We start from the raw sequence: 25,305 nt of genomic DNA, 5'->3' as shown, positions 1-25,305 counted from the left end.
GATCCATGTCCGAACAGATCCTGATCCCCGAAGGGCTGACGTGCTTCGTGGTGGCCGAGACCACCGAGGGCACCCCGGTGTTCCCCGCGGCGGCCGACGCCGTGCAGTTGCGCGACGGCATCGGCCTGCCCAGCCAGCCCACCGCGCACACCCGGGCCAACGAAGTGGCCGACACGGGCTCGGTCACGGCGCTCATCCGCGACCTGCGCAGTTCCGGCACGCTGCGGCTCCCGTTCTACTTCCGGCCCAGCGGCACGGCCGGCAGTAAACCGCAGGAGGCGCCGATCCTCAAGGCCCTGTGCGGCACCGAAACGGTCAACGCCGGCACCAGCGTGGTCTACACGCTGCACAAGGACCAGAGCCCTTACACGATCTGGTTCGGCGTGGGCAACGTGGTGGTCTTCGCCACCGGGGCCAAGATCAACCAGCTCTCGATCCGCCAGAGCGAGAACGGGTTCGCCGAGGCCGAGGCCGGGGCCCAGTTCGTGCGGCTGGGCTGGTGCGGCGAGAGCAGCCTGAGCTCGGCCATCAACGGCGCCACCACTCCCACCCCCACCGTGCCGGTGGCCGACGCCAAGCCGTTCAGCGTGGGCGCGCGGATCCAGGTGGGCACCGACGACAACGGCGGCTCGGGCTACACCGTGACGGCCGTGGACACCAGCACCAACGAGCTCACCGTCAGCCCCGACGTGAACACCGACCAGAGCTCGGGTGCCGCCGTGGTGCCCCTGGCCCTGCCCACGCCCACCAAGGTGGGCGCGCCCATCGACGACCGGCCGGCCGTGAAGGTGAACGGCACGGCGGTCAAATGGAAGGAGTGGTCGGTGGAGTACACCCGCGAGCTCTCCGAGATCACGGAGGTCCCCGAGGATCCGACCCAGGCCGACTACCCCGTGGGGCTGGCGGCCAAGACCCGCACCGTCAACGCCAGCGTGCGCTCGGTGATGCGCACGTCCAGCGTGGTGAATCTGCGGGCCGACGATACCGACAAGAGCTTCGCCGTCGACTGGACCCACCGCTCGGCCGGCTCGCGCCTGCTCATCGAGCTACCCCAGGGCCGTTACAACGTGGGCGAGGTGGAGACGGCCGATCCCACCCTGGAGATCACCCTGCCGTTCGACGCCAAGGCCAGCTCGGCCCTCGAGGACGAGATCAAGTTCACGTACAGCTAAGCCGCTTGCGGCAACCACAGGAGGAGACAGAAGCATGGAACTCGGAATCCCCGAACGCTACCGGGTCACCGTGGGCGATGCGTGGTTCGAGGGCACGCCCCTCGACACCACCGAGCTGAACCGGCTAGTCAAGAAGCACACCACCGTCACGGTGAAACGCGGCCGGACCCACGAGGAGTTCGACGTGGCCGGGTTCGGCCGTGAGCTGTTCGAGCGCACGATCACGGCCTGGGGCAACGTGACCCGGGCCGGCGAGCCCCTGGAGTGCACCCCCGAAAACCGGCGTTGGGTGTTCGAGAAGCACAGCGACGTCGCCGGCGAGGTGCTCGACAAGATCGACGAGGCGCGGCGCAAACACCGGGAGGAACTGGAGGGAAACTGAGGCGCTTCGCCGACGCGCAGGTCCGGCCGGGCCGCGTGTCGTGCGAAGACTGCGCCGAAGCACACGAACTGGATGGGGTGGACCCTCCGTGCGGGGGCTGCCCATCGGCCGACCCCGAGCCCCTGCACCCGGCCAACGAGCTGGTGTGGCACCTGTGGACCCTGTGTCACGCCCATGGCCGCGACGGCATGACCGGCAGGCTGATGCTCGGCCCCCTGCTCGACCTGGCCCGATCGTGCGGCGCGGCCATGGGCGAAGTGGAACGGGTCCTGGCATTGGAGACATACCTCTGGCCCCGGCTGCAGAGCGCGGCCGGCAAGGATGAGCGGTGAACCGGGCGACCATCGACATCCTGATGCGGTTCAAGGACCAGGCGGCGCGCCCCCTGCAGCGCACCCTGCGTCAGATCAACCGCAACGTGCAGCGCACCACCCGCCTGGTCTTCAGCCTCAAGGCCGCGTTCGCGGCCCTGGGTGCCGGCCTGGTGGCCAAGAGCTTTCTCGACACCGCCACCCAGTTCGAGCGCTTCGAGCTACAGCTCAAGACCATCGAGGGGTCGGCCGCCGCAGCGAAGCGCAGCCTTGACTGGATCACCGAGTTCACGTCCAGGACCCCCTACGAGATCGCCGAGGTCACGGCAGCGTTCGTCAAGCTCAAGGCCTATGGCATCGACCCCACCGAGGGCACACTCCGCACCCTGGGCGACACGGCCGCCGCCATGGGCAAGAGCCTGGACCAGGCCGTGGAGGCATTCGCCGACGCGAGCCAGGGGGAGTTCGAGCGGCTCAAGGAGTTCGGAATCCGGGCTCGATCCACGGCCGACGAGGTGACGTTCGCGTGGACCGATGCCATGGGCCGCATGCGCGAGGTCACCGTGGCCAAGCGCGCGGACATCATCCGCGAGACCCTGGCCATGATCTGGAACGACCGCTACGCCGGCGGCATGGAGGAGCTCAGCACCTCGTGGTCGGGCATGTGGTCGAACCTGCTGGACCGGCTCACCTTGTTCAAACGCAAGGTGATGGAATCGGGTCCGTTCATGCTGCTCAAGGAGCGGCTTTCGTCGTTCCTCGATGAGCTCGATCGGCTCGACCAGGAAGGCAAGCTCACCGAGTGGGCCGACCGTGCCGGGCAGGCGATCGTGCAGACGTTCGACCGGGCCGTGAAGATCGTCAAAGACCTCAAGACCCCCATGCAGGGGCTCGTTCGGACCTTCAAGGCCCTTATCGACGGCTTCCGGGCGCTGCCCACTTGGATGAAGGAGGTTGGGATCTTCGGGGCCCTGGTGGGCGGCGTGCGCGGCCGGTTCCTGCTGCTCGGTATGGCCGTAGCGGCGGAGCGCCTGAGAACCGACGCCCTGTTCTTCAAGGCCCGGAAGGAAGGCATCGTTTCCCTGAAGGAATGGTTCACTAACTCGGCCACCAGCGATTTCGAGTCCTTGTCGAAGCTCATTGAGGAGCGCGCCGGCAAGGAGACGCTGGAACGCCTGCTCGGCGTGAGCGTACCGAAGGACGTCTTCCCCCCCGCCCAGGGAACGACGCTCCGTTTTTCCGGCACGTTGACCGAAGAGGACCGCCTTAAGGCCCTAATCGCCTCGGAAGAAGAATGGGGCGCTTCGTTCGCCGACCTCAAACGCCGCCTCAACGAACCACTCACGCCCGATGCCCATTGGGCGTGGATCGACCCCACCGAAGGGGCCGAGCGGTGGGCCCGGCTCATGGAGGAACAGGCCCGCAAGATCGGCGCCCTCATGGACAACGCCACCACGAACCCGCTGCGGCGGCTCAAGGAGGTGGGCGAGCAGGACTGGGGTGTGATTCAGGAGATTCAGGAGCGGTTTCGAGGCGAGCTGGTGGAGACCGCAGGGGTGGCCCAGGGTGCGGCCCGGCAGATCCAGATGGGGTTCGGGAGCGCCTTTGCCCAGTCCCTGGTGTATGGGCAGAAGTTCTCGGAAAGCATGAAAGGGCTTTTCTCTGACCTGGCCAGCTACGTCACAAGCGTGTTCGCCCGTGCCGCCGTGGGCAGCGTGTTCGGGCTGTTTGGCTTGGATCTCGGATTCTCCCTCGGATCGATCTTCAAGTTCCACGACGGCGGCGAGGTCCCCGCCCTCCCCCGGGCCCACACCGGCCTGAATCTGGCCCCCGACGAGGTGCCGATCATCGCCCAGACGGGGGAGCGGATCCTCTCGCGCGAGCAGAACCGGGAGTGGACCGACTGGATCCGCCGGGAGCGCGAGGAACGGAGCCGGCCCGCGGTGGTGGAGTTGGTGCTCGACGGCCGCACGCTGGCACAGGCCCTGGTGGACCTGGCCGAGGAAGGCCGCTTCCCCGTGGTGCTGAGGGCCTGAGCCATGGCCAAGCCCCGGCTCCTCTGGCGCGACGCGGCCCGGCAAGCCACGGTGACGGCCTCGAGCACGGCCGACGGCACCGAGGCGGCCGCTCTTACCCGGCCGCACCTCTCCGACGCGTGGCAGTGCACCGGGAGCCAAGCTGCCGAGTGGATCAAGCTGGACCTGGGCTCGGCCGTGGCGTGCGGCGGATTCGCCCTGATCGGCCATGACCTGGACGGCACGGAGACCGGGCTCTCGCTCCAGGCCAACGCGACGGACGACTGGACCAGCCCGGCCTGGACGCTGAGCCTCACGTACCAGCCCGGAGTGATCGCGGCGTTCTTCGCCGAGCAGACGTACCGCTGGTGGCGGCTGGTGTTCACCAAGGCCTCGGCCGCGGACCTGCGAAGCGCCGGCCGGCTCATGCTGGGCCCCTCGTACGAGCTCACCTGGGGCCCGCGGCGCGACGGCTTCCGGTGGGGCCATCGGGATCTTTCGACCGTGCGGGTGGTGCCGGGCGGCCAGGCCCATGCGGATGCCGGGGCGGTACTCCGCACGCTCTCGGCTGCGCTGCCTGCGCTGCCCCAGGCCGACGTGGACGAGCTCCAGGCGCTGGCGGACTCGATGGGCACGCACACCCCCTGGTTCGTGCATCTCAACCCAGACCTCGACCCGTCCGGGTGGGCCCTGTACGGCCGGCTCACCCGGCTCGGCGGCGCCGAGTACCGCACGTACGACGGCGGCCACCTGTGGGACGTGGCCCTGGAGATGGAGGAGGCGCTGTGACCACCCTGGCCGACGCCATCAAGGAGCCCACGAGCCGGTTGGTGGTGCTGGCCACGATCCGCACGGGCCAGACCCTGGAGGCATGGACTCAGGACGCCACGTACACCAACCTCTGGTGGAGCTCGACATCCCTGGAGGTGGAGGGGGTGCGCGAGGACGGCTCGGACCTCACGGCGGCGGCCGACCTGGCCACGGCCAATACCACCGATGGCTCGTACTACTGGGACCGGGCCGCCGGCCGCGTGTACGTCAACCCGACCGCCTCGAACCCCCACCAGGCCCTGATCCAGGCCCGGGTGGTCGTGCGGGTGGCGAACCACCCCAAGCGCTGGGGGGCCGAGCGGTTCGAGCCGCGGCTGGCCGAACGCGTAGGAGTCTCGATCCGGGTCCCGGAGCGGTTCGGGGGCCTGGGCCAGATCGGCGGCGGCCGGCTGGTGATCGAGGCCGGCGACGGATGGGCCGACGGCCTCGAGGCCCTGGATTGGGACGCGGGGAGCGTGACCCTGGAGCTCGGGGCGGACGTGCTGAGGTAGCGATATGGGCACATTGATCTACGACACCTTTACAGCCCCAGATGGCACACACGTCGTGGCCCACACCCCGGATACGGGCCCCGGATGGGAGATCTTCACCGGGAACGCGGTCTATGCGGATGCCCTGGTGATCGTGTCAAACAGCGCCGCCAAGAAAGCATCGACCACGAGTGCAAATTCCGTGTTGGCAAAGGCGAAAGCGTCTGGCTCGCAGGATCAGACGCTTTCGATGACCGTCCAGGTCATGGTGGACAGGCGATGGCCTATAGCATACATGCTGGTGGACGATCCCGACACGACGACGGGATATTACGACGTATACTTCAATGCGACAGGACGACGCTTTTATTTGCGTCGCTATGATTGGAATGGAACGAGTTATGACGTCACAACTATTGCCTCGGGGCCTTACTTGTCAACAGAGACCTCTGTGGGCACACATACATTTGAATGGACCAGAACGGCAAGTGGGCGGCATATCATAAAATACGATGGAACGGTGCAGATCGATATTGAAGAGGCGACATATACACATGATGGTGCGATAGGAATAGGTCTGACGTATACAACAGCCGACCAGGCTGCGGTGAACGATATTACATGGACAGGCACGCCGGCCGCAGGCGGTGGGGCGTTCTCGTCCAGATCCAGGCTGGTGAACGCCGGCGGCTTGGGCCCGGCCATCCGGTCCCACATCGCCATGGCGGGAGGATGATCGATGAGGGTGATCAAGCAGTCGACGGCCGCTACGGTCATGATCCTGATGGTGGACTCGACCGACCACGTCACGGGAAAGACCGGCCTGACTCTGACGGTGGAGATCTCGAAGGATGGCGGGGCGTTTACCACGATCAGCCCCACGGTGACCGAGCGGGGAAACGGCTGGTATGCCGTGAGTCTTGCGGCCACCGACACCGACACGGTGGGCGACCTGGTGGTGCGCTGCACGGCCACCGGGGCCGACCCGGGGGAGCGCGTGCTCGTGGTGAGAGACCTGGGCGAGGGATCGTACTCGGACCAGGACCTGCTCCGGCTCATGGCCGCCGTGCTCTTCGGCAAGAGCTCCGGAGGCGGCACCAATACCATGACGTTCCGGGACCTGGCCGATACCAAGGACCGTGTGATCGCTACGGTGGACGCCAGCGAGAACCGCACCGCCATGACCCTGGATGCGAGCTAAGGCACGACCATGGGCATCGGGTACTTCCCGAATCGCTACTTCCCATCCGGCTACTGGGCCGACCGGTATTGGCCCGATTACGGGCTCCGGCGCTATGCGCCCAGCTGGCGCGAGATGGACCGGGCCAACTACGTGGCCCTGGCCACGCTGCGGCCCAGCCGGTGGGTGTGGCGGCGCGACCGCCTGGAGCTGGTGCTGGAGGAGCGCAAGCGGGCCTGGGACGTGGATTACCCCCTGGGCACATACCGGCTGGGCACGGCAGACGATCCGAGCAACCACACCTGGGCCGGGCTCGATCCGGACGCCGACGGCCGGCCCGTGCCGGTGATCATCGGCCGGTGCTACGACGTGCCGGCCGTGCGGATCGGGCGGGACGAGGGGGCCGGGACGGTCACGTACCACCTGGCGACCCATGCTCTCTCGGCCGTGACGGCCGTGTACGTGGACGGCCGGCCCCAGGCCCCGAGCTCGGTGGACCTGGCCGCGGCCACGGTCACGATGGACGAGGCCACGGTGCTCGTCACGGGGGCATCGGGGTACGAGACCTGGGCCCGGGTGACGGCCGACGTGGTGGGGGTGGCGGACTCCAACAGCCACCCGATCCTCAATCCGGCCGACGCGGTGGAGTACGTGCTGCGGGATGCCGGGGCGCAGGACGCCGACCTTCTGATCCCCGCTTCGGCGGGCGACCCCCAGGCCGGCCGGGGGTTCGGGGCCTACGGCGCGAGGCTCGCCTGGGTGGTGGGCACCGACCCGGAGGACGGCATCGAGGGACATGCGCCCGAGGTGAGCTGGTACCTGGCCAAGCGCCGGCCGCTGCTCGACCACGTGGAGGAGCTGCTGGGGCAGATCGGGGGGCTGCTCTACACCGACGGCCAGGGTCGGCTGGTGCTGCGCCCCTGGGCGCTGCTCACCGGGGAGGGCGTGCTGGAGCTCACCGATGCCGACGTGGACCGAGCCGAGCGCGAGCGCCGGCCGCGGGACGTGGTGACCCGGGTGGTGGCCCGGTACCGGCGCAGGCATGCCGCCGACGCCTGGCAATCCTACGTGGAGGACCGGCCCGCCGCCCAGTACCGCCGGGGGCTCCCGGCCCCGGCCATCGCCGAGGTGGACCTGCACATGGACCGCCTGGCCGACGCCCAGGCCTACGCCTCCCGCCGGCTGGCCATGGACGACGAGCCGCACACGGTGTGGACCGTGGACGCCGGCGCCCGGGCCATGCTCCTGGAGCCGGGTGATGCCGTGCGGCTGGTGCTATCCCGCCCATCGGTCTCGGAGCTCTTGGAAGTGGCCGAGGTGGAGCGCGACCTGGGCGCCCACCGGGTGCGGCTGGTGCTGGTGGACCGCCGGGGGTTCGGCCCCCGCGGGGCCTGGTGGAGCGAGGACAACCCGGTGTTCCCGGCGCGCCTGGGCGGGGGACCGGCGGCCCCGTGGGATCCGAACTGGACGGCGGAACAAAAGGCGTGGGCCCGCGAGAATCTGGGGTACTGGAGCGACGACGACGGCTACACGGCCCCTGGAGATGCGGACTCTCTGAACGAGAGCGTGTGGAGCTGACATGGCGACGATCCCGAGCAAACCCTCCGTTGGCGAGCAGACCAAGAAGTCGTGGGCCGACGCCGTGGTGGACGCCCTGGGCGATCACGAGACCCGGATCGGCGTGATCGAGGCCCAAGTCCTGCCCAACGGGTCGTTCGAGACCTCGGATGGCGCCGGCGGCGCCGAGGGGTGGACGTTCAGCCTCACCGGCACGGCCACGGCCGCCCTCACGAGCACCGCGCGCCACGGCAAGCAGGCCCTGGAGCTCGCGGTGCTGGCCTCGGGCGACCAGGCGCAGGCAACGAGCGACCACTACATCCCCTGCGCACCAGGGGAGCGGATCGATGTGGGGCTCGACCTCAAGGCCTCGGCCGCCGGGGTGAGCGTGACCGTGGAGCTCCTTTGGTACTACTGGACCGGCTCGGCCTGGGCCGCGGCCAGCACGCCGAGCTCCACGGTGTACTCCTCCACCTCGAACCCCACCTCCTGGGCCCGGCGCGCCGGCCAGGCCGTGGCGCCCAGCGGCACGAACCCGGCCCAGGCGTACCGGGTGAGGGTGACCGTGGCCGAGGCCGGCGGGGTGACCGGCACGGTCACCGTGGACGGGGTGCGGGCGGGGGTCTATCGGGGGAAGGTAGCTAGAGCTCGGTCCACGGCCGGCACCATCTCGACCACGGGCACGTACACCTACACCGTGGCCGCCGGAGACGAGCACCCCAGGGCGGTGGACGTGTTCCCGGACGACCAGAGCGTGAACACGTTATACGACTACACGGTGCAGCAATGGGACGGCTCCGCCTGGGTGGAGGCCCCGAGCCTCCACCAGGTGCGGCTCGACCCTGAGGCCAGGTTCCGGGTGGTCGTATCGACGGCCGGAGACGGGGCTCTCGTCGTTAGCACCGGGAGCTACTGGGTATGAGCCGCTTACATATCGGCGACCTGCTGCTGGTCCAGGGCTCGCGCTGGATCCGGGTGCTCACGGGCGAGAGCATCTCGCACGTGGCCCTGGTGTGCGGGGCGCTCGGCATGGCCCCCAGGACCCGGCCCTATGTAGTGGTGACTGACTACACGCTGCGCGAGGGCCAGCGGGTGCTCGCGCTGCCCGAGTGGCTGCGTCGCTACCGGGGCCGGCGGCTGTGGCACGGGCAGGCCCCGGCCGAGGTGCGGGAGCACCGGGCCGAGATCGCCCGGGCGGTGCGCGAGTGGTCGGCCGAGCCACCGGACTACGCGTGGTGGGAGCTGCCGGTGATCTGGTGGCACCAGCTCCTGGGCCGGCCCTACCGGGCCCGGGGGCCGCAGTGCCACAGCTACGTGTACGAGATCTGGCGGGCCGCTGGCTACGGCGAGCCCCCGCCCCGGGACCCGGGCGACTACCTGGCCCGGTGCCCCGTGGTGTACCCGCTGGAGGTGTGAGAGATGGCAGACCGTATCGCCCAGATCGCCGCCTGGCTCGACTCGGCCCGGCCGGGGTGGCGGACCGAGCCCCCGGCCGACGTGGTCTCGTGGGCCAATGGCAAGACATTGACGGTGTACGAGGATCGGTACATCACCGAGCGTCGGATCTACACGGAGTTCGGGCCGACCCGGGGGGAGGAGATCCTTCAGGGCTTTGAGGCGGCGGCGGCTGCTGACCCAGTTGCGGCCAGGGTGCTGGCATGGCTCAAGAGCGACGCCGGCGTGAACATCGGCGACGCCCAGGCCGAGATTCTGTTGAATGGTTGGGTGGCCGCAGGGCTCCTGACCCAGGCCGAGGCGGATCAACTCCGGGCCTTGGCGGCGCGTACGGTGAGCCCGGCCGAGGCGGCGGGGCTGGGGACGGTGCAGAACTGGGAAATCGTCAAGGCGCGAGGAGAATAACCGATGGCGACGGCTCTGAACCGAGTACAGGTCACCTGGAGCTCTGCGAATACCGTGAGCGTGGCGGCTTCTGGGACGCAGACGAGCGACGATGCGACGCTCAGTTCTACTGCGTGGGCCCGGGAGGTGCGGGTAAAGGCCGTGACCGGTGCTGCTGGCGCGAGCGGCGACACGCTTGAACTTTACTGGGAGGGCCGTGGCGACCCTGACGGCGACAGCACCAACGACTACGAGACCGACGGAACGTACCTGGGCACGATGGACGTGGGAGCTGCGAGTTCCACCTACGTGCGCAGCTTCGGGCTTTACGGTTTGGCGCAGTACGGGCGGCTGAAGGTCGTGAGCAATGCCTCAGACGCTTGTACGGTGAGCGCAGAGATTACGGAGATCACGGCGTAGATGGCCCTGCTCCTTCTTACCCGCAACAGCGCGACGTATAAGGCCAGGCAGAAGCCCCGCCAGTGGGGGCCTTTGTGGGCTGTGCAGTCGGCCGTGTTCTACAACGCCGAGCGGCTGGGGATTGATCCGGCCCAGATAGTGTCTCTTTTGACTCTCTGGGAAGAGAGTGGAAATACTGTCTATGATTATGTTGGACAAAATCATGGAACAATAATTACGCCTGCGTGGATGCGGCTTGGGCTTCAAATTTCCACCATCGAGCAGTATATAAAAGTTCCTACATTAGGAGTGGACACTGCCTCTGGTACTATCGTAATTGAAACTACATCTAAACGCAGTATAAGCAGCACTTGGAATTATTTTTTTGATTCTTATGGTGGGGCTAATCAAAGGTTTTTGTTGGCTTATGACAATAGTAATAATTTATCAGTATATACACAAACATCAAATAGATTGTCTGTGAGTGGTTATACTTTTACTGGCAGAAAACATATTGCTGTTGTGTGGGGTAGTAATCTACTCTACTTGAATGGGGAGCTGATTGGTGATGGTACTGATGCAAGTTTGGGTAGTTTTTCATCGGATTGGTATTTTGGTGCTAGGTATTCTGATCAAGACTACTTAGATGGAGAGATACGTCAGATTTTTATTACAAATCAGATCCTATTTAGTGGTGTAATAGCTACACTCAATGAAGACCCCTACGCCCTCATCCGCCCGATCTCGCGGCCGCTGGTGTTCGATGTGGGGGCGGGGACGACTTACGACGTGAGCGTGCTGGACGGGCTGGCCATGAGCGACACCGCTGGCGTCACGGCGGCCTATCTGGCGGCAGTAGTGGATGGCCTGAGCCTCGGCGACGGGGACACCGGCGTGGCGGATTTCGCCGTGGCGTCGGCCGACGGGATGACCCTTTCCGATACGGCGACCTACGAGGTGGGGATCGCCCTCACCGTGACGGACGGCACGGCATTCGGGGACGGGGCGAGCGCCACGGCCAGCTACCAGGCGGAAGCGGTGGACGGCGTGAGCCTTGGAGATGCCCTGGCGGCTGCTGCTGTGCTGCACGCGGCCCTGTCTGACGGCGCGGCCATAGGCGACACGCCGATCGGCACCATCCTCGGGACCGTGATTGATGCCATGGTGGCCGACGGGGTGCTCGCGTCCGATCAGGCGAACCGGGCGCTCATCATCGCTGCGAGCCTGGCCGACGGCCTTACCCTGACGGACGGTGCCTCGGTACGGACCGATTTCACCGTCACGGTGGCCGATGGGGCGGCGTTCGGCGAGGCGGTGCAGGCGATCGTGCAGTTCCTAGCCACCGTGACGGACGGGTTCCAGGCCGGGGACACGCCCAGGTTTGTGATCACGGGAGATGGCGCGGTCATTACGCTCTACGCGAAGGGCCGCACGTGGCGGTTCGAGGTGAAGGCTCGGACGTTTGCGCTATCGGCAAAGACCCACTGACCGGAGGCAGAAGATGAAGGCGAAAGCAAAGTTCGGCGGGCGGTTCCGGGTGGAATGCTACGGACCCGATGGGCGGCTCAAGTGGCGGGACACCTTCGAGAACCTCGTGACCAACCAGGGGCTCCAGTACCTCCTGGACGCCGGTCTCCTGGGCGGGGCGCAGGTGGGCACATGGTACGTGGGGCTCACCGACGGCACCCCGACTGTGGCGGCGGGAGACACCATGACCTCGCACGCGGGCTGGACCGAGGTCACGGCCTACTCCGAGGCGACCCGCCCGGCGTACAGCGGGAGCCGGACGAACCAGACGGTGTCGAACAGCTCCTCAAAGGCCGCCTTCAGCATCAACGGGACGGCCACCGTTGGGGGCGCGTTCCTCGCGAGCGACTCCACCAAGGGCGGTACGACCGGCACGCTCTTGTGCGCCGGGGCGTTCTCGGCCGGCGACAAGGCTGTGGGCTCCGGGGACACGCTGAATGTCCAGTACGACTTCAGCGCGGCGGATGACGGAGCGTAAGCGATGCCCGACTTCAAGGGCTCCGCCAAGATTTACATCCAGCCGGGGACGAGCGCCTACCCCGTGCGGGCCGCGTTCCCGGCAGCGTCGGCCCCGGATGCCAACGATGGCGCCAGGCCCTATGGGACCACGATCTCGTCGGCCACGGTCAAGGCCTACGACTCCAGTGGCACCAAGGCTGACGACCTCGTGGACTCGGGCAGCGTCAGCGTGGACGGGGACGACGTGCTCTGCACGCTCTCGTATCCGGCTACCTCGGGAGACGGCGTGTACACCCTCGAATACCGGCTCACCCTCAACACCGGCGCCGTGCTCGTATACGACGCCCGGCGCGTGATCGCAGGCGACCGGAGCGCCTGAGATAGGAGTGACCCGTGACCGAAATCCTACTGACGGGAGCTACGGGTGCGGCGATGGCCCTGGTGGGCCGGGTGCTGTGGGACCGGTGGATCGCCACGGATCGGCTTGATGCCCGGCTGCGGCGCGACTACGTGAGCCGCCAGGAGTGCCACCTGTGCAGCCGGGGCACGACGCAGCGGGTGGAGGTATTGGAGCAGGCCGTGACAGTGCTGCGGTCCGAAAACCGGGAAGACCACGGCCGCATCTTCGGCCGGCTCGATGAGATCGCGGACGCGATCAGAAATCGGAATGGTCAAGGCCGGCCGTAGGATCCGCTCGAACTGCCTGCTGTGGGCCCTGGCCGTGTGGCGGCGCAAAGGGGGGTACCTCTGGGTGCGGCGCTCACACCACTGGTGGGGCCCGCACTTCGGGTGGATGCGTCGCCCAGGAGCGCCCATGTGGAGCTACAGCCCCGACCGCCCAAAGCAGGAGCCGAGCTGCCCCCCGCCCCTGTTCCGGGGCCGTGTGCGGCTAGAGGAGTGAGGCGATGCCGCCGCGCCCGGTGGTGCTGTGTCGGGGGGCGTGCGAGATCCTCGAGGACGCCCTCGGCAATGATGTGACGGTGCTGGCTCTGGCCGTGCAACGGATGCTGCGGGCCGGGGTAACGACAGAGCAACGGCGGTATCTGGTGATGATCCGCGAGCGGGTGCAGCGCATCGAGGCCCGATACCGCGGCCTCACCCCCTGCGACCGGTGCCCCGGGTGCCGCAGGGGCACCATGATCGACGTGGAGGCGTGACGATGCCCCATTTCAGCGAGACGAGCCGCGTCCGCTTGGACACATGCCATCCGGACCTGGTGCGCCTGTGCGAGCGGGCGATCCAGAATTGGGACTTCTCGGTGCTCTGCGGCCACCGGGGCCGTGAGGAGCAAGAGCGGGCCTACCGGGAGGGCCGCAGCAAGGCCCGGTGGGGGGAGAGCCCGCACAATGCGTGGCCGAGCCGGGCCGTGGATCTGTGGCCCTACCCGATCCGCTGGGTGGATACCGACCGGGCCCGGGTGTTCGCCGGGTACCTCCTGGGCCTCGCCGCCGCGATGGGGATTCGCCTGCGGTGGGGCGGCGATTGGCACGGCGAGCTCTGCACTCGGCCGAGTGATGAACGGCGGCACAGCTTCGACGATCTGCCGCACTTCGAACTGGTGGAGGATTGACGATGGTGAGCGCCCTAATCGGTAGCCTGATCCCGGTGGTAGGAAAGGTCATCGAGCGGCTTGTGCCCGACAAGGAGGCCCAGGCGAAGGCCCAGGCCGAGGCGGTTAGGCTCCTGATGGAGCAGAGCCATGAGATCGAGCAGGCCGCAGCCCAGATCATCCGCACCGAGGCAGCATCCAAGCACTGGCTCGCCGCAAACTGGCGGCCGCTCCTGATGCTCACCTTCGGCGCGCTGATCGTTGCTAGGTGGATGGGCTGGACCGCCCCGAACCTGAGCGAGGCCGAGTACCTCAAGCTCTGGGATATCGTGGAGCTCGGCATCGGCGGCTATGTGATCGGCCGGAGCGCCGAGAAGGTGCTGCCCCTGATCGCGGAGACGATGAGGCGATGACCCCCACGCGCCAGGATCGGGAGCTCCACGAGTATCTTTATCGGATCGCCGCCTCGGGCGAACCGGTGACACCGCAGGAGATCCTGCAGGTGATCGACTACGCGAACCGCCTCGCGGTGGAGCGCTGCCGCGAGTGCAAGTCTCACCCACCATGCGCGGGCGGAGCATCCGGGCCTCGGCCAAATGCCGGGCACAGCCACCTTTAGACGTTACCCGCCGCCCCTCCCAGCGGCCCCCTTGGCCCCGTCGGTTCCCTCCTCCTGGCCGGCGGGGCGTTTTTTGCTCTATGGCCGATTCTGGCCGCGAGAGGGCGGTGTCAGCTCTCCGAGGGGTTAGGTAGCGACCCCCCTTCCAATCGTTCAATCCTGGGCGATTCTGTGCGCCGGTTTTCCCCGGCGAGGCTCTCGACGGCAGCCCAGCGGGCGTCTGGGGCGAGATGCGTGTATCGCTGGAGCATCTCCAAGGTCTTGTGGCCGGTGAGGGACTGGATCACCGGCAAGGGGACGCCCCGCATAACGAGGTGCGAGATGAACGAATGCCGGAGCGTGTGGAAGCTCACGCGCTGGCGCCGATCCTCGACCTCCCGGTTGAACAAGCGGTCCATCGCCCGCCGAAGTGTCATGGGCGGGTCGCGGTAGGGCCGCCCGCTCCGGGTGGACCAGACGAGCACCTCGGGCAGCCCGCGCGGCTTCGCCTCCAGCACACGGCGGACTGCGACGTTCATGGGCACCCGCCGGGGGTCACCGGCCTTCGTGTCTCGAAACGTCAGGTAACCGTGCCCGAGGTCCACGTCCGACCACCGAAGCGCCGCCAACTCGCCGAACCGGGCCCCCGTGTGCCACCCTACCACCGCGAGATCCCACGCCGCCCGGGAGTGCTCCACGGCCTCCAGGAGCCGCTCGAACTCCTCCTCGGTGAGATATCGGAGCCTGCGGTTCGGCGCGGGCCGGCCGAGCTGTTTGAGGGCCATGGAGGCTGGATTCGCCCCTGTCACAAGACCCCGCTCCAACCCCCGGTTCCAGGCCGTGCGCAAAATTACCAGGCAGTGCCGGGCCGTCGCGTCGGAGAGACCCCCCTCGCGGAGTGAGCGGTAGAGATCGAGGCAATCATCGGGCCGAAGCCTCGCGGCAGGAACGTCGCCCAGGGCGGGCTGCAGATGGTCGGCGATGCGCTGGGCATCGTCCTTGCGGCTGCGCTTGGTGGAGTGTTGGAGCCAGGCGTCCAGGAGCTCTTCCACCGTGAGCCCGCCCCGACGGGCCGGGAGGATCTCGCCATGGCGGGCCTGCTGAATGCGCTCTTGGCGAATCCTATTGGCAAGCTGGAGCGAGTAGCCCTCCGTCTCAGACCCTACCCGTTCCATGACGCGGCGACCGCCAACCCTGTACCGAATATAAAACGTCTTTCTACCGTTCGAATTTTTTCGGTACCCCACCCCCACGAATTTTTTTGACCACGTCCACGCACCCATACCAACCCCTCATCGTTTATCCCGCCCTTATCCCATTCCATGGCATTCCATGGCCATCCATGGGCACGCATGGCAACATCAGGATATCCGTAACCCCATGATATGGCAACAATTGGTATAGCCTGGCATCATACGACAACCCCAGCTCGTCGGACTACGGATCCGCAGGTCAGGGGTTCGAATCCTCTCGCGCGCACCAATTAAAACAAGGGGTTAGCCGATGCGGCTAGCCCCTTTGTTTTTGGCAGTAGACCGGCAGTAGACCCGCAAGGCGACTCAGGCGCCTCCAGTGGTCTACTGCCGGAGTCGCAAGTGGACAGGGAAAAGGCACCGGAACCCGAGTGTAACCATTCCTGGTTTGCGGGTCCGTCTCCACTCCCAGGGAGGCACGGGGTGCGGGTCGGCCCAGAGTCCGCTCCGGTCCTCCCAAAAAGAACGCCGGCGGGAGCCGTGGATCTCCCAACCGACGGGCGAACGAAGCGCACCAACCTGAACACAGCACGCACCAGCGTAGCGGGGCGGCCCGGGGTGTCAAGAGTCTTCATATGGTGCACCAAAGCGAACAGACATCAATCTTTCTGTACGGCTAACGGCAATTATCACCGGCTGGCCGTGGCATAAGCAATCAACTTGGAGCGAAGCATTGAACGTTTAGTAACCTCCGGAAAACGCGCGGGGTAGCCAGTCCGGTTCATAAAGTTGTTGGCTGATCTATTATATCATTTCAGATCATTCAGCATGCCTGCTGCAAAGAAATCGGATGCTAACTGTTGCATGAATTCTACGGCTGGCCCGCCAGTCTTGAAAACAGGGAGGTTCCCATCTTTTGAAAGAAACACTTCTTTATGGGAAAGACGAGCCGAGTGATTCGAGACAATGTATAGCCAGAATAATCCGCCAAAAACGGCTCGATAGGCCGAGTGACCGTCTATTTTCGTGGGAAGACTTTCAGGTGGATAAACAAATTGTTGCATTAGTTCTTGACTCAACGCCGGCAACATCAAAATTGAGCCGTATTCATAAACCTCTCCCGGATGGTCCTCAAGTAGCATCTTACGAAGCCTCTCAGTATGATGTCCCAAGTCGATCCTGTGTACCTCTGGTCTGCTCGTGATAGAGGCTCGCCAAATCAAGGACATTTGGAATAGCTTGAAAGGTGTATATTGCAGGCCCGAAAATACAAAAGCTCGATTATCCTCAACCACCTTTAGTGACAGATCGTAGAAAACATCTCGAGCGTATCCTTCCCACTTACTAAACCGCTGTTCGCACTTATGGCATAAAAGTCTTTCATAAATCCCTTTTGGGCGTGTGCCTCTTCTCTTGTTCTTATCTGTAGAAAGAACAAAGAAACGATGATTATCGTCATACAGCGATTTGTAAAGCCATTCTGGGAAGACATGAGACTTTCTCAGTGGCCTGTCCTTCTTGCATAATCTACACGCCATGTGTTCTCGCAAACAATTTTAACCTAAATGAAATATTGTCCGAAAGGCCGCATTCTTAGGGTTGCTGATCCCGAACAGTACGAAAAATTGTATCCATGGCTCTTGTAAGCTGAACAGACACTCGTTGCCATGCGATGCGTGCTGCTTTGTCTCCCGACGAGTAACCCCACATGTTCGATTCTCTATGCTCTGCTACAATAGTTCTGCTTTGTCAGATTTTCATAACGCTTGGCTTTGATTGGCTTTTCTGGTGTGCGATGCCATCGCGGATGCCCTTCGCCGGTGACGTCGGGCCATCTGCGCCAAGGCGTCTTCCAGTGTCGCGTTCGCGCGCGGCAGCAAAACGCTGAGCACTTCCCGCACGTCGCGCGCGCTCAACAAGGGGAACGCACCACGATGCTTTCGGCGTGCCTCCAACAAGAACAACAACGCCATCAGCACCATCGCCATGTGGTGATGCCACCCCTGCCACAACCGCACCTGATACTCGGCCATGCCCACTTCGCTCTTGGCCTCCTGCAGGCTTCGCTCCACCCAATAGCGCTGCCCCTGCATGTACGCCAATCGCCGCACCGACGTCTGCTCCGGCGCGTTGCTCAGCGTGTACTTGATCTCCCCCGGGTTGCGCACCGAGCGCCGCACAATCAGGTGCCAGCAGTGGGCCTTGGACTCCCGCCCGTCCCACACCCACACTCTGCGGTGAAGCACCTCCACCCACAGTGGGCCCTTCGTGGAGTCCCGATACGACAAACGCCGCCAGGCCTCCCCCGGTTGGTTGCGCACCCACGCATCCACCCGGATCGGTTCCGGCCCCTGCGCCCGAGGCCGTTGGGGCGCTCTCCCACGCGCACTGCGCCGCGGGGGTACCTGGGGCCGAGGATCCTCCAGGTAGATCCGCTGGGACGCCTTCACATCCACCACGAACACTTCCCCGTCGGCGTCCAACCCCCGCAGGAACTTCGGGTCGGCCCCGTAGAACGAATCTGCCCCCACCCAGGCGAACTCCACCCCCAGGCGCCGGGCGTGCCGAACCATCTCCAAGGCCAGTTCCGGTTTGGTGCGATACCCCCGCTCGGCTTCCGGAACCTTCGCCCGCTTGCACCGGGCCGAATCCTCGGCCCACGCCTTCGGCAGGTACAGCCGTGCATCGGTGAGCGTCACCTCCCCGTCGCGGGCCAGGGCGGCAAACACGCCCACCTGGCAGTTCTCCACCTTGCCCAGGCGCCCACACCACTGGCGCGCAACGCCAACCGATCGGTCGCCCTTCTTGGGGAACCCACTTTCGTCCACGATCAGACACGTGTTGGGGGAGCCTCCCAACAACCGGTCGGCGTCACGGGCCACATGGTCGATCACCTCGCGGTGATCCCACGGGGAGTACGACACAAAATGCTGCAGGCGTTGGTCGTCGGCGTCCGGAACGACTTCTGCGATGCGCTCCATGTTTCGCTTCCGGGCTTGCGCCAAGCCGGCAAAATACGCCTCGGCGGCCTTCACGCACGAGCGGGTACGAGAGGTGAAATGCGATCGGTAGCGTGCTGTGAACCGATCCAGGTCGTGCTCCAACTCCGCGAGGGGGTGAGGGGAGCTGGCTAGATTAGAAGAATTATTACCTAGTCAGTTCCGATTTAGTAATCATTCTAATCCTCCTTTTATTTCAAAGTGTTACGATGAATCCCAGAGCTACTATACTTCCGGACCCGCTCTTTGCCAAGGCCTCGGCGAATCTGACAAAGTAGAAATAGGCAGGGTAAAGTTTATTGGCTTTGCGCCTCGGTAGTCCTGCACTTCAAGATCAATCCAAGCGGCACCATTCCACCAGCCTTCACCGGAAAAAGATCCTGCAAACAGTGTCTGCTGGGCCGATATATTACCCACAACGGTCCCCCATGGGCCGATGGCGCTACCCTGCGCTGAACTCACGGCATCCGCAAAGGCCACTGTAGAAATTAGGCGACTTCCAAATGTGGCTCCTAAGATGACAAGCCGAACTCGCACCGCCACACGACCTTGGGGTGTTTTTGTAAAGTAGTTACTCCATTCAATCGAAGAACCGTAAATCCGCTTCAAATCTTCTTGTAGTTGTGCCGCTGCGTCTTTTGGTTCCTGACTTGCTCTGCCATCAAAAACAGCACAAAGAACCGGCGGTTTCAAATCAAGCCCACTCTTGGGGGAGTCAGATAGCGTTGGGGCGATGTGACGTTCTGTAGCGCACCCGCTAATTCCGGCCAAAACAATGATCACTGCCATGGTGATCCACAGATGTTTGATTTGCACTTTGCTTCCTCCAGTTAACGCATAGGGTCACTTGCCGCTATGGAGCAAGGCCAAAGGCCGCAGCGGAATAGCGGTCAAGTGCACCCTTTTGTTATGTATTCATTTTTTTATTTCTATTTTCTTAGAATCACGATACTTAGAAATATTTTCAAGCTGTTGTTGCTTCTCGTTTTTCAAAAATCCCGTTTCTACTGCTATGCCATAGCATAGCAATAATGATAAAATAAGTGCAGGTATCCAGAAGTGCTTATTAAATTTCTTTGATGGTTCTTCACTAAAAAAAGAATGAATCATTATACTAAATATTGCCACACAGCAGGTCAAAGCTATTATTAAAAGAATAGATGATAAGAAAGTCTGAGCACTTTTTATAATATTTACATCAATAATTAATAAGGCAATGATGGAGGAAAATACGCCGATAACCTCCATATTTCTATTGGTTTGAATTTTTAATTCTTTGGCATACTCATCGACCTGTGCCTTATATTGTTGTATTATTTTTTCTATTTCAATCTGTTTGTTAATAACGGCATTTATCTGCTCACCAAACAATTTTAGACGGTCTTGTTCCTGTAAACTATCTGGAATCACATAACGCTGATAACCTGGTGGCAATTCAGTATGATCTGTGCCAGTATTTTTCGGAATTATGATTTCTTCCATCAAATTTTTCCTTACTATTTATTTAATATTTATGATTCTGCTGTGTGCAATGTTCATAAACTCTTGAATTAGTGATTCAATTTTATCAGCAGGTATAACATCTGAATTCTCAGGTGAAGTATTAATATCCCTTTGAATAATCTGTCCTTCAGTACGAATGATTTTGCCGTTTTCAAATTTCTGTGCCTGACCAAAATCAATTTTTTCAATATTATTGCACTTAAATCCTTTGCATGTTATTTCAATTCCTAAACGCAAACTAATCTCCTTATAGGAGATTGATTGCAACTTCTCATTCAATATTTTTTTTAAGTCATCTATTTTGGACGGCAAAAAAAATGTTTTTACAAATCCAATTCTAATAATTTTAATATTTAACCTGTCAAATAGGTCATATATTATTTTCTGGTAAATTGCAGTAATGTCCTCAGAAGTGAAAATATCTAACCTATTTTTTGAAACATTAATTTTAAATTTATCATATTGTAAAATCAGTCTCGGTATTTCACTTGGTTCATCTTTAGGAATAGGGATTAAAATCGTTTGAGCCTTATGTCCAAATAATTCTTTTATTGACAATGATAATATTTCAAAATCTTTTTTAAAATCGGTATTAAAATAAAAGGCTATTTGTGTCTGTATGGTTTCCATAATTATAATCCTAAGTTGTTGAGTATAGTCTTTTTTTACATAACGCCTGCCATCACTGGTTTGTGTGGAGCGCATCGGAACACAAATCCAGTGCATGGCATTGTTCGGGCCTATCTTCCTCGATTCTTCATCTGGCCGCCGGAGAACAATTCCTCGATAATAGCGAAAGTGTTTTGGATGGCATCAAACGCCTCTTGTTCCGAAATTACGACTTTCCTTCGCTTTGAGTGAAGGACCTCGTTCGCTTTCTTAATCGTCGCGTCGGCTTTATCCCAATTTGGCGTATAGACGAATGGTTTCACGCTCCACATAAGCCGCTTGAGACGGAACTCACGAATGTCGTCAACTTTGGGATCGAGTTTCACCCGCCCCCTGCGACGAAGCGCTTCAAAACAACCCGTTTCGATGACCGCTCGGCAGTAGACAACAACCGCCTGAAAGAGGCCTAATGAGTAACATTCACGGAGATTGTCGAAATGCTGAACGAAATGGTCAGGAAGTGACTCGTTGACGATAAGTGTGCCGACTTGGTTCTTTCTCCTAAAGAAATTATCGTCTACGTAATCAGCAGTACCCAGGCTGAATAACGCATCGACATAGTCCATATCCTCCTCAGATTCTTGTGACACATGAGTTCCAGTTTTGCTTTCGAGGGCCTCCAGAAGGCGATCAATGTTATATCCGTAATTATCCCGTATCTTTTTCAGTTTGATCCCCAGATCTCGGCCCATATTAAGAGGCTTGCAGTCTGACAGGTATCGTTTAACCTTCTTCTTGGCCTCCATTGCCTTCTCGATTACGTCGAAATCACCGGCGCTGATGGCTGAGGGTATAGAGCTGTCTATCCTTTCAAAATCAGCGACCAACTCAACGAGTTCAGACAACTGCCCATCTTTTGCCATCTGCTTTACCTTTTATCAAACCATCCCATCCTTGGGCCTTTGAGGCCGAACGCTGAGGTCAGGGGCGCAAAACGAGCGCAGCAAGTTTTTGCGTCCCCTGAACCGGCTTGTTAGCCCTTTTATCTTATTGGTTGTCTTATAATAGTTTTCCAATTCTCTGGTGTTGCCCTCCTAATATCACTTAAATATATTTCATGGTGCTTGCCGTAAAGTTTATAACCATTATCCTTAATGAAATCATGGAGCTTTTCAATAGTTGGACCTTCTTCTGAAAACGGACCAATATGCATTATCTGTGCTACTTTTCCTTCTGAAAATTCCTTAAAATGCACTTTAGACAATGCAGGTAAGTTTTTCTTCTTTTTGGGTTGTTCTTTGGCCTCAATAACTAACTTCTCCTTCACAAATTTTGGTTGCATAATCATTAATGTCCATTTCCAATCTTCTTTATTTTCTATGCTGAATTGGGTCATATCATCAACCCACCATAAACCTTCTAATGGCATGACTCCATAATCAATAGATAATTCACTCTTCTTTATCATAAATTTTAAGGTATAAGAAAGACTGAATAAGGCTTCAACTGCCTCTTGAAATTCCCTTGAGGTATTTGGATCGCCTTCGCCGTCTATCATAAGAAAATTCATTTTTGGTACATCTACAATTGCTACCTTTTTTGAAGATGCACTGTATAACGGTTTAAGTTCCTTTTTGAAGTTAATTTTCTTCATCTTATTATCCTTTCATGGACTAACGATAAAGCTGTGCGGCGCAAACGAAGCGCAGCGTAGTTTGCGTCCGAACGAGCGTGTTAGGCCTCAACGATCCGCCCTTTCTCGATAACGGTAAGACCAAGCGAATAAAGCATTGGCCGCACAATTTGTTCGAATACTGCAATAGAGACCAATTTACCCTTTTCTGCGTCTTTGTCAGTACAGCTTTGACCTTGGTGAATTACGTTGTTTCTGACCTTTTGAAGTTCCCGACATTCTACAAATAACTTTGTTTTTGTACCTTCCCTTGATATTTTCTTTACATCTATATCGGCCAGATTATCAAACAACTGCGCCAATAGATTTTCATATCTCTCAACACCAGTTTGGCCAAGAATATGCTTGATCATTATTTCAGCAAGCCCCTCATTGTGAATTAACCCATAAAGCACCGGACGTAATAATGTTGCTTTTAACAAAAGCTCGATAGCAGTCACATAGAAAACAAGTGCTGGAGAGTATCTTTTTTGTTCTAGTTGCCAATTACCCTCTTGAATTTCGAAGTGCCAGGTCACAATCCTTCGCCTTTAGGCGGAATTGCTTCAGCAGGTTTTTCTTTGTAGGGTTGGCGGACCAGCAAGGAGGTCCGCGATGGCAGAGTATCGAAGAGGGGCACACACAGTCCATGACATCAAGTATCACTTTGTATGGGTGACGAAATATCGATACAAGATTCTGAGAGGGGAGATAGCGGAGCGCGCGCGGGATATTATCCGGCAAATATGCATGGCGCGAGAGATCACGATACTGAAGGGCTATGTAAGTAAGGATCATGTTCATCTGTTTGTGTCAGCTCCTCCGAGCTTGTCGCCGGCTCGGATCATGCAGTATGTGAAGGGACGATCGTCAAAGATGTTGCAGCAAGAGTTTCCGTCTCTTCGGAAACGGTATTGGGGGCAGCACATTTGGGCTCGGGGCTACTTTTGTGCTTCGTCGGGCACGGTGACGGACGAGGTGATCAAAGCGTATATCGAGCAGCAGACTGTGCCGCCGGAGGACGACTTCAAGGTGTCCGACGAAGCACGGGCTTGAGCCGGCTTTAGCCGCACGACAGCGGCTTCAGCCGCAACCAGCGACTTTCAGTCGCAACAGAACCCACCGGCTTTAGCCGGTGGTCGTTCAGTTGCTTCTACTGCGGGCCGCATTACGCCAGGATTTTGCAGGTAATATGATTTCAGCTTCTCCTGAGTGAATTCCTCAATCGCTTGCTCTTTATGCTCCGGATAAAGTTCTTTGCTTATTTGGTCATAGAACTCATCCATTGCGGCATCTTGTTCGTCGTAGCTCATTGCTATCCTTTCTTTGGCCTAACGACTAAGCTCACTGGCCGCTATGGAGCGCAGCGGAATAGCGGTCCAGTGCAGCGCCTGGATACTGTTGATGGCCTCCTCCTCGGAGCCGCCGACCTCGGCTACGCTCCAGGGTGTCCTCAAACCCTCTCGCCAAGGAGGAGGCCATGCGTTTCTACCTGGGACAACATGACTTCTACTGCGGCATCGATCTCCATGCCCGGAGTCTCTATGTCTGCATCCTCGACCACGCCGGTGAGGTGCGCCTCCACCGAAAGATCCCAGCTTCTCCGGAGGCCCTCTTGCGGGTCCTCGAGCCCTTTCGCCCTGACGTGGCCGTTGCCGTGGAGTGCATGTTCGCCTGGTACTGGATCAGCGATCTGTGCGCCCGAGAAAACCTCCCCTTCGTTCTCGGTCACGCCCTCTACATGCGCGCCATCCACGGCGCCAAGGCCAAGAACGATCGCATCGACTCCCTCAAGATCGCCCATCTCCTCCGGGGTGGCACCTTTCCCCAGGCCTACGTCTACCCCGCCCAGATGCGCTCTACTCGCGATCTCCTTCGGCGCCGCCACTACCTCATGCGCCGCCGCGCCGAGCTCCTGGCCCACATCGAGAACACCAACTCCCAGTACAATCTGCCCCCGTTTCGCAAAAAGCTCGCTTATGCCGCCAACCGCGTCGATGTGGCCGATCGCTTCGAAGACCCCAGCGTGCGTACCATGATCGAGATGGATGTGGACCTCGTTGATGTCTACGACCAGCTCCTCGCCGAGATCGAGCTCCATCTCGTCCGCACCGCCAAGATCCACGACCCCCATGCCTTCCACTGCCTTCGCACCATCCCAGGCGTCGGCAAGATCCTCGCGCTGACCTTCCTCTACGAGATCCACGACATCCGCCGCTTCCCCCGTGTCCAGGACTTCTGCTCCTACGCCCGGCTTGTAACCCCTGCTCACGAGTCCGCCGGTAAGCGAAAAGGCTCGGGTGGACGAAAGATCGGCAACCCGCATCTCAAGTGGGCGTTCTCCGAGGCGGCCATTCTTCTCCTTCGCGAGTCTTCGCGCGCCAAGCGCCATGTCGAGCGCCTCGCCGGCAAGCACGGCAAGGGCAAGGCCCTTTCGATTCTCGCCCACAAGCTCGGCCGCGCGCTCTACTTCATGCTCAAGCGGCGGGAGGCTTTTGACGAAAACCGCTTCTTTGCAACCACCTGATGGGCCGGGGCATGGGAGCCGTTTCGTCTAACTGGGACGATGGGGTCTCAGCCGCGCGTTGCACCCGAAGAACTCTCCGTTTGCGCTCCGAGCGCGCGTGCCCCGGGTGCCTCGGCCCTTCGACCCGAGCCCATGTCGCTTTGATTGGACCCATGCCCCGGGCCCCGCTGGTTTGTGTGACGTCCCGGTCTTCGGGGTTCGTGCTCTGCCCCTCCCCCGAGCCGCGCTACGAACTGGACAGGTCAACCACCTGAGCCCCACCGCAAAGAGTCGGCCGGCACGAGGGCACGAAGCTGTTTCTACCGGCGAGGCCCGGCTTTTCAAGGACCTCAGCCAAACGACCGTCGATACGTGTTTGGTGCAGACACGAACGTCTGCAAACCCGAAAACCAGCAAACGAAGTCAGAGACCGAAACCACCGACGCTGGGACCCGTCACTTACGCAAAACCGAGAAAAACCTCGGTTCAGGGACCGTTTTCGCCTTGACCGGAGGAGGCCATATACGTGTTAGC

Annotated in this window: 32 protein-coding genes; 22 read left to right on the top strand and 10 right to left on the bottom strand. The window is 60.8% G+C overall.

Features of this window, described 5'->3' with window-relative positions; translation table 11 throughout:
• The first annotated feature begins 5 nt into the window (after positions 1-5).
• From DEFCA_RS0106710 to DEFCA_RS0106620, 20 genes are all read left to right on the top strand, one after another.
• Positions 6-1,172, top strand: a complete 1,167-nt coding sequence (locus DEFCA_RS0106710; RefSeq protein ID WP_025322262.1) for a hypothetical protein — start codon at positions 6-8, stop codon at positions 1,170-1,172.
• Between the two features lie 34 nt (positions 1,173-1,206).
• Complete coding sequence (locus tag DEFCA_RS0106705) at positions 1,207-1,554, top strand: hypothetical protein (protein WP_025322261.1); 348 nt, start codon at positions 1,207-1,209, stop codon at positions 1,552-1,554.
• Positions 1,555-1,631: 77 nt separating this feature from the next.
• Positions 1,632-1,886 carry a hypothetical protein gene (locus tag DEFCA_RS0106700; protein WP_025322260.1) on the top strand — a complete coding sequence of 85 codons (255 nt, stop codon included), beginning with the start codon at positions 1,632-1,634 and terminating at the stop codon, positions 1,884-1,886.
• A complete protein-coding gene (locus DEFCA_RS20425) occupies positions 1,883-3,901 on the top strand; it encodes a tape measure protein (protein ID WP_025322259.1) in 2,019 nt (672 codons plus the stop codon). Before DEFCA_RS0106700 ends, DEFCA_RS20425 begins: the two co-directional genes overlap by 4 nt.
• A 3-nt stretch (positions 3,902-3,904) precedes the next feature.
• Complete coding sequence (locus DEFCA_RS0106690; protein WP_025322258.1) at positions 3,905-4,669, top strand: hypothetical protein; 765 nt, start codon at positions 3,905-3,907, stop codon at positions 4,667-4,669.
• Entirely contained in the window at positions 4,666-5,202 is a 537-nt protein-coding gene (locus DEFCA_RS0106685) for a hypothetical protein (RefSeq protein WP_025322257.1), read from the top strand. The genes DEFCA_RS0106690 and DEFCA_RS0106685 overlap by 4 nt, the downstream gene beginning before the upstream one ends.
• 4 nt (positions 5,203-5,206) lie before the next feature.
• Positions 5,207-5,917, top strand: a complete 711-nt coding sequence (locus tag DEFCA_RS22155) for a hypothetical protein (protein ID WP_169709480.1) — start codon at positions 5,207-5,209, stop codon at positions 5,915-5,917.
• Between the two features lie 3 nt (positions 5,918-5,920).
• A complete protein-coding gene (locus DEFCA_RS0106680; protein ID WP_025322256.1) occupies positions 5,921-6,382 on the top strand; it encodes a hypothetical protein in 462 nt (153 codons plus the stop codon).
• Positions 6,383-6,391: 9 nt separating this feature from the next.
• Complete coding sequence (locus DEFCA_RS0106675; RefSeq protein WP_025322255.1) at positions 6,392-7,939, top strand: hypothetical protein; 1,548 nt, start codon at positions 6,392-6,394, stop codon at positions 7,937-7,939.
• Position 7,940: 1 nt separating this feature from the next.
• The gene (locus DEFCA_RS0106670) at positions 7,941-8,840 is read left to right on the top strand and encodes a hypothetical protein (protein ID WP_025322254.1); all 900 of its coding nucleotides are present in this window, start codon (positions 7,941-7,943) and stop codon (positions 8,838-8,840) included.
• Positions 8,837-9,334 carry a hypothetical protein gene (locus DEFCA_RS0106665; protein ID WP_025322253.1) on the top strand — a complete coding sequence of 166 codons (498 nt, stop codon included), beginning with the start codon at positions 8,837-8,839 and terminating at the stop codon, positions 9,332-9,334. The genes DEFCA_RS0106670 and DEFCA_RS0106665 overlap by 4 nt, the downstream gene beginning before the upstream one ends.
• 3 nt (positions 9,335-9,337) lie before the next feature.
• Entirely contained in the window at positions 9,338-9,778 is a 441-nt protein-coding gene (locus DEFCA_RS0106660) for a hypothetical protein (RefSeq protein ID WP_025322252.1), read from the top strand.
• A gap of 3 nt (positions 9,779-9,781) precedes the next feature.
• Positions 9,782-10,177, top strand: coding sequence for a hypothetical protein (locus DEFCA_RS0106655; protein WP_025322251.1), 396 nt, complete (start codon positions 9,782-9,784; stop codon positions 10,175-10,177).
• Positions 10,178-11,644, top strand: a complete 1,467-nt coding sequence (locus tag DEFCA_RS21425) for a LamG domain-containing protein (protein ID WP_084318887.1) — start codon at positions 10,178-10,180, stop codon at positions 11,642-11,644. It begins immediately after the preceding gene.
• A gap of 13 nt (positions 11,645-11,657) precedes the next feature.
• Complete coding sequence (locus DEFCA_RS0106645) at positions 11,658-12,161, top strand: hypothetical protein (RefSeq protein ID WP_025322249.1); 504 nt, start codon at positions 11,658-11,660, stop codon at positions 12,159-12,161.
• Between the two features lie 3 nt (positions 12,162-12,164).
• Positions 12,165-12,521, top strand: a complete 357-nt coding sequence (locus DEFCA_RS0106640; protein ID WP_025322248.1) for a hypothetical protein — start codon at positions 12,165-12,167, stop codon at positions 12,519-12,521.
• 14 nt (positions 12,522-12,535) lie between these two features.
• A complete protein-coding gene (locus DEFCA_RS0106635; protein ID WP_169709479.1) occupies positions 12,536-12,829 on the top strand; it encodes a hypothetical protein in 294 nt (97 codons plus the stop codon).
• Between the two features lie 218 nt (positions 12,830-13,047).
• The gene (locus DEFCA_RS0106630) at positions 13,048-13,299 is read left to right on the top strand and encodes a hypothetical protein (RefSeq protein ID WP_025322246.1); all 252 of its coding nucleotides are present in this window, start codon (positions 13,048-13,050) and stop codon (positions 13,297-13,299) included.
• 2 nt (positions 13,300-13,301) lie between these two features.
• Positions 13,302-13,712, top strand: coding sequence for a M15 family metallopeptidase domain-containing protein (locus tag DEFCA_RS0106625; RefSeq protein WP_025322245.1), 411 nt, complete (start codon positions 13,302-13,304; stop codon positions 13,710-13,712).
• A gap of 2 nt (positions 13,713-13,714) precedes the next feature.
• Positions 13,715-14,104 carry a 3TM-type holin gene (locus DEFCA_RS0106620; RefSeq protein WP_025322244.1) on the top strand — a complete coding sequence of 130 codons (390 nt, stop codon included), beginning with the start codon at positions 13,715-13,717 and terminating at the stop codon, positions 14,102-14,104.
• A gap of 316 nt (positions 14,105-14,420) precedes the next feature.
• Here DEFCA_RS0106620 and DEFCA_RS0106615 read toward each other — a convergent pair whose 3' ends face one another.
• The 9 genes from DEFCA_RS0106615 to DEFCA_RS22125 form a co-directional block, all read right to left on the bottom strand.
• Positions 14,421-15,341, bottom strand: a complete 921-nt coding sequence (locus DEFCA_RS0106615) for a tyrosine-type recombinase/integrase (protein WP_169709478.1) — start codon at positions 15,339-15,341, stop codon at positions 14,421-14,423.
• 950 nt (positions 15,342-16,291) lie between these two features.
• Positions 16,292-17,020, bottom strand: coding sequence for a hypothetical protein (locus DEFCA_RS22150; RefSeq protein ID WP_169709477.1), 729 nt, complete (start codon positions 17,018-17,020; stop codon positions 16,292-16,294).
• Positions 17,021-17,239: 219 nt separating this feature from the next.
• Positions 17,240-18,586, bottom strand: coding sequence for an IS701 family transposase (locus DEFCA_RS0106610; RefSeq protein ID WP_084318607.1), 1,347 nt, complete (start codon positions 18,584-18,586; stop codon positions 17,240-17,242).
• Positions 18,587-18,706: 120 nt separating this feature from the next.
• The gene (locus tag DEFCA_RS22145; RefSeq protein ID WP_169709476.1) at positions 18,707-19,297 is read right to left on the bottom strand and encodes a hypothetical protein; all 591 of its coding nucleotides are present in this window, start codon (positions 19,295-19,297) and stop codon (positions 18,707-18,709) included.
• A gap of 99 nt (positions 19,298-19,396) precedes the next feature.
• Positions 19,397-19,963: a hypothetical protein gene (locus DEFCA_RS22140; RefSeq protein ID WP_169709475.1), complete on the bottom strand. Its 567-nt coding sequence runs from the start codon at positions 19,961-19,963 to the stop codon at positions 19,397-19,399.
• A gap of 18 nt (positions 19,964-19,981) precedes the next feature.
• Entirely contained in the window at positions 19,982-20,614 is a 633-nt protein-coding gene (locus DEFCA_RS22135; RefSeq protein ID WP_169709474.1) for a hypothetical protein, read from the bottom strand.
• Positions 20,615-20,724: 110 nt separating this feature from the next.
• Positions 20,725-21,516 (bottom strand): hypothetical protein, encoded by a 792-nt coding sequence (locus tag DEFCA_RS22130; RefSeq protein ID WP_169709473.1) that lies wholly within the window; start codon positions 21,514-21,516, stop codon positions 20,725-20,727.
• Between the two features lie 119 nt (positions 21,517-21,635).
• Positions 21,636-22,247 carry a GyrI-like domain-containing protein gene (locus tag DEFCA_RS21420; protein WP_084318882.1) on the bottom strand — a complete coding sequence of 204 codons (612 nt, stop codon included), beginning with the start codon at positions 22,245-22,247 and terminating at the stop codon, positions 21,636-21,638.
• An 80-nt stretch (positions 22,248-22,327) separates the two neighbouring features.
• On the bottom strand, positions 22,328-22,804 hold the full coding sequence (locus tag DEFCA_RS22125; protein ID WP_169709472.1) for a hypothetical protein: 477 nt from the start codon (positions 22,802-22,804) through the stop codon (positions 22,328-22,330).
• 76 nt (positions 22,805-22,880) lie between these two features.
• On the opposite strand from DEFCA_RS22125, the gene tnpA reads away from it, so the two are divergent.
• Positions 22,881-23,321, top strand: coding sequence for an IS200/IS605 family transposase (gene tnpA / locus DEFCA_RS0106605; protein WP_025321573.1), 441 nt, complete (start codon positions 22,881-22,883; stop codon positions 23,319-23,321).
• 47 nt (positions 23,322-23,368) lie between these two features.
• Here tnpA and DEFCA_RS22120 read toward each other — a convergent pair whose 3' ends face one another.
• The gene (locus tag DEFCA_RS22120; RefSeq protein WP_169709471.1) at positions 23,369-23,578 is read right to left on the bottom strand and encodes a hypothetical protein; all 210 of its coding nucleotides are present in this window, start codon (positions 23,576-23,578) and stop codon (positions 23,369-23,371) included.
• Positions 23,579-23,745: 167 nt separating this feature from the next.
• Here DEFCA_RS22120 and DEFCA_RS0106600 point away from each other — a divergent pair, with 167 nt between their 5' ends.
• Positions 23,746-24,792, top strand: coding sequence for an IS110 family RNA-guided transposase (locus DEFCA_RS0106600; protein WP_025322242.1), 1,047 nt, complete (start codon positions 23,746-23,748; stop codon positions 24,790-24,792).
• The last annotated feature ends 513 nt before the right edge of the window (positions 24,793-25,305 follow it).

Source organism: Deferrisoma camini S3R1 (assembly GCF_000526155.1).
Taxonomy (GTDB): Bacteria; Desulfobacterota; Deferrisomatia; order Deferrisomatales; family Deferrisomataceae; genus Deferrisoma; species Deferrisoma camini.
The sequence above is the reverse complement of the archived record's forward strand: the minus strand, read 5'-3'. Positions and strand labels throughout refer to the sequence as shown.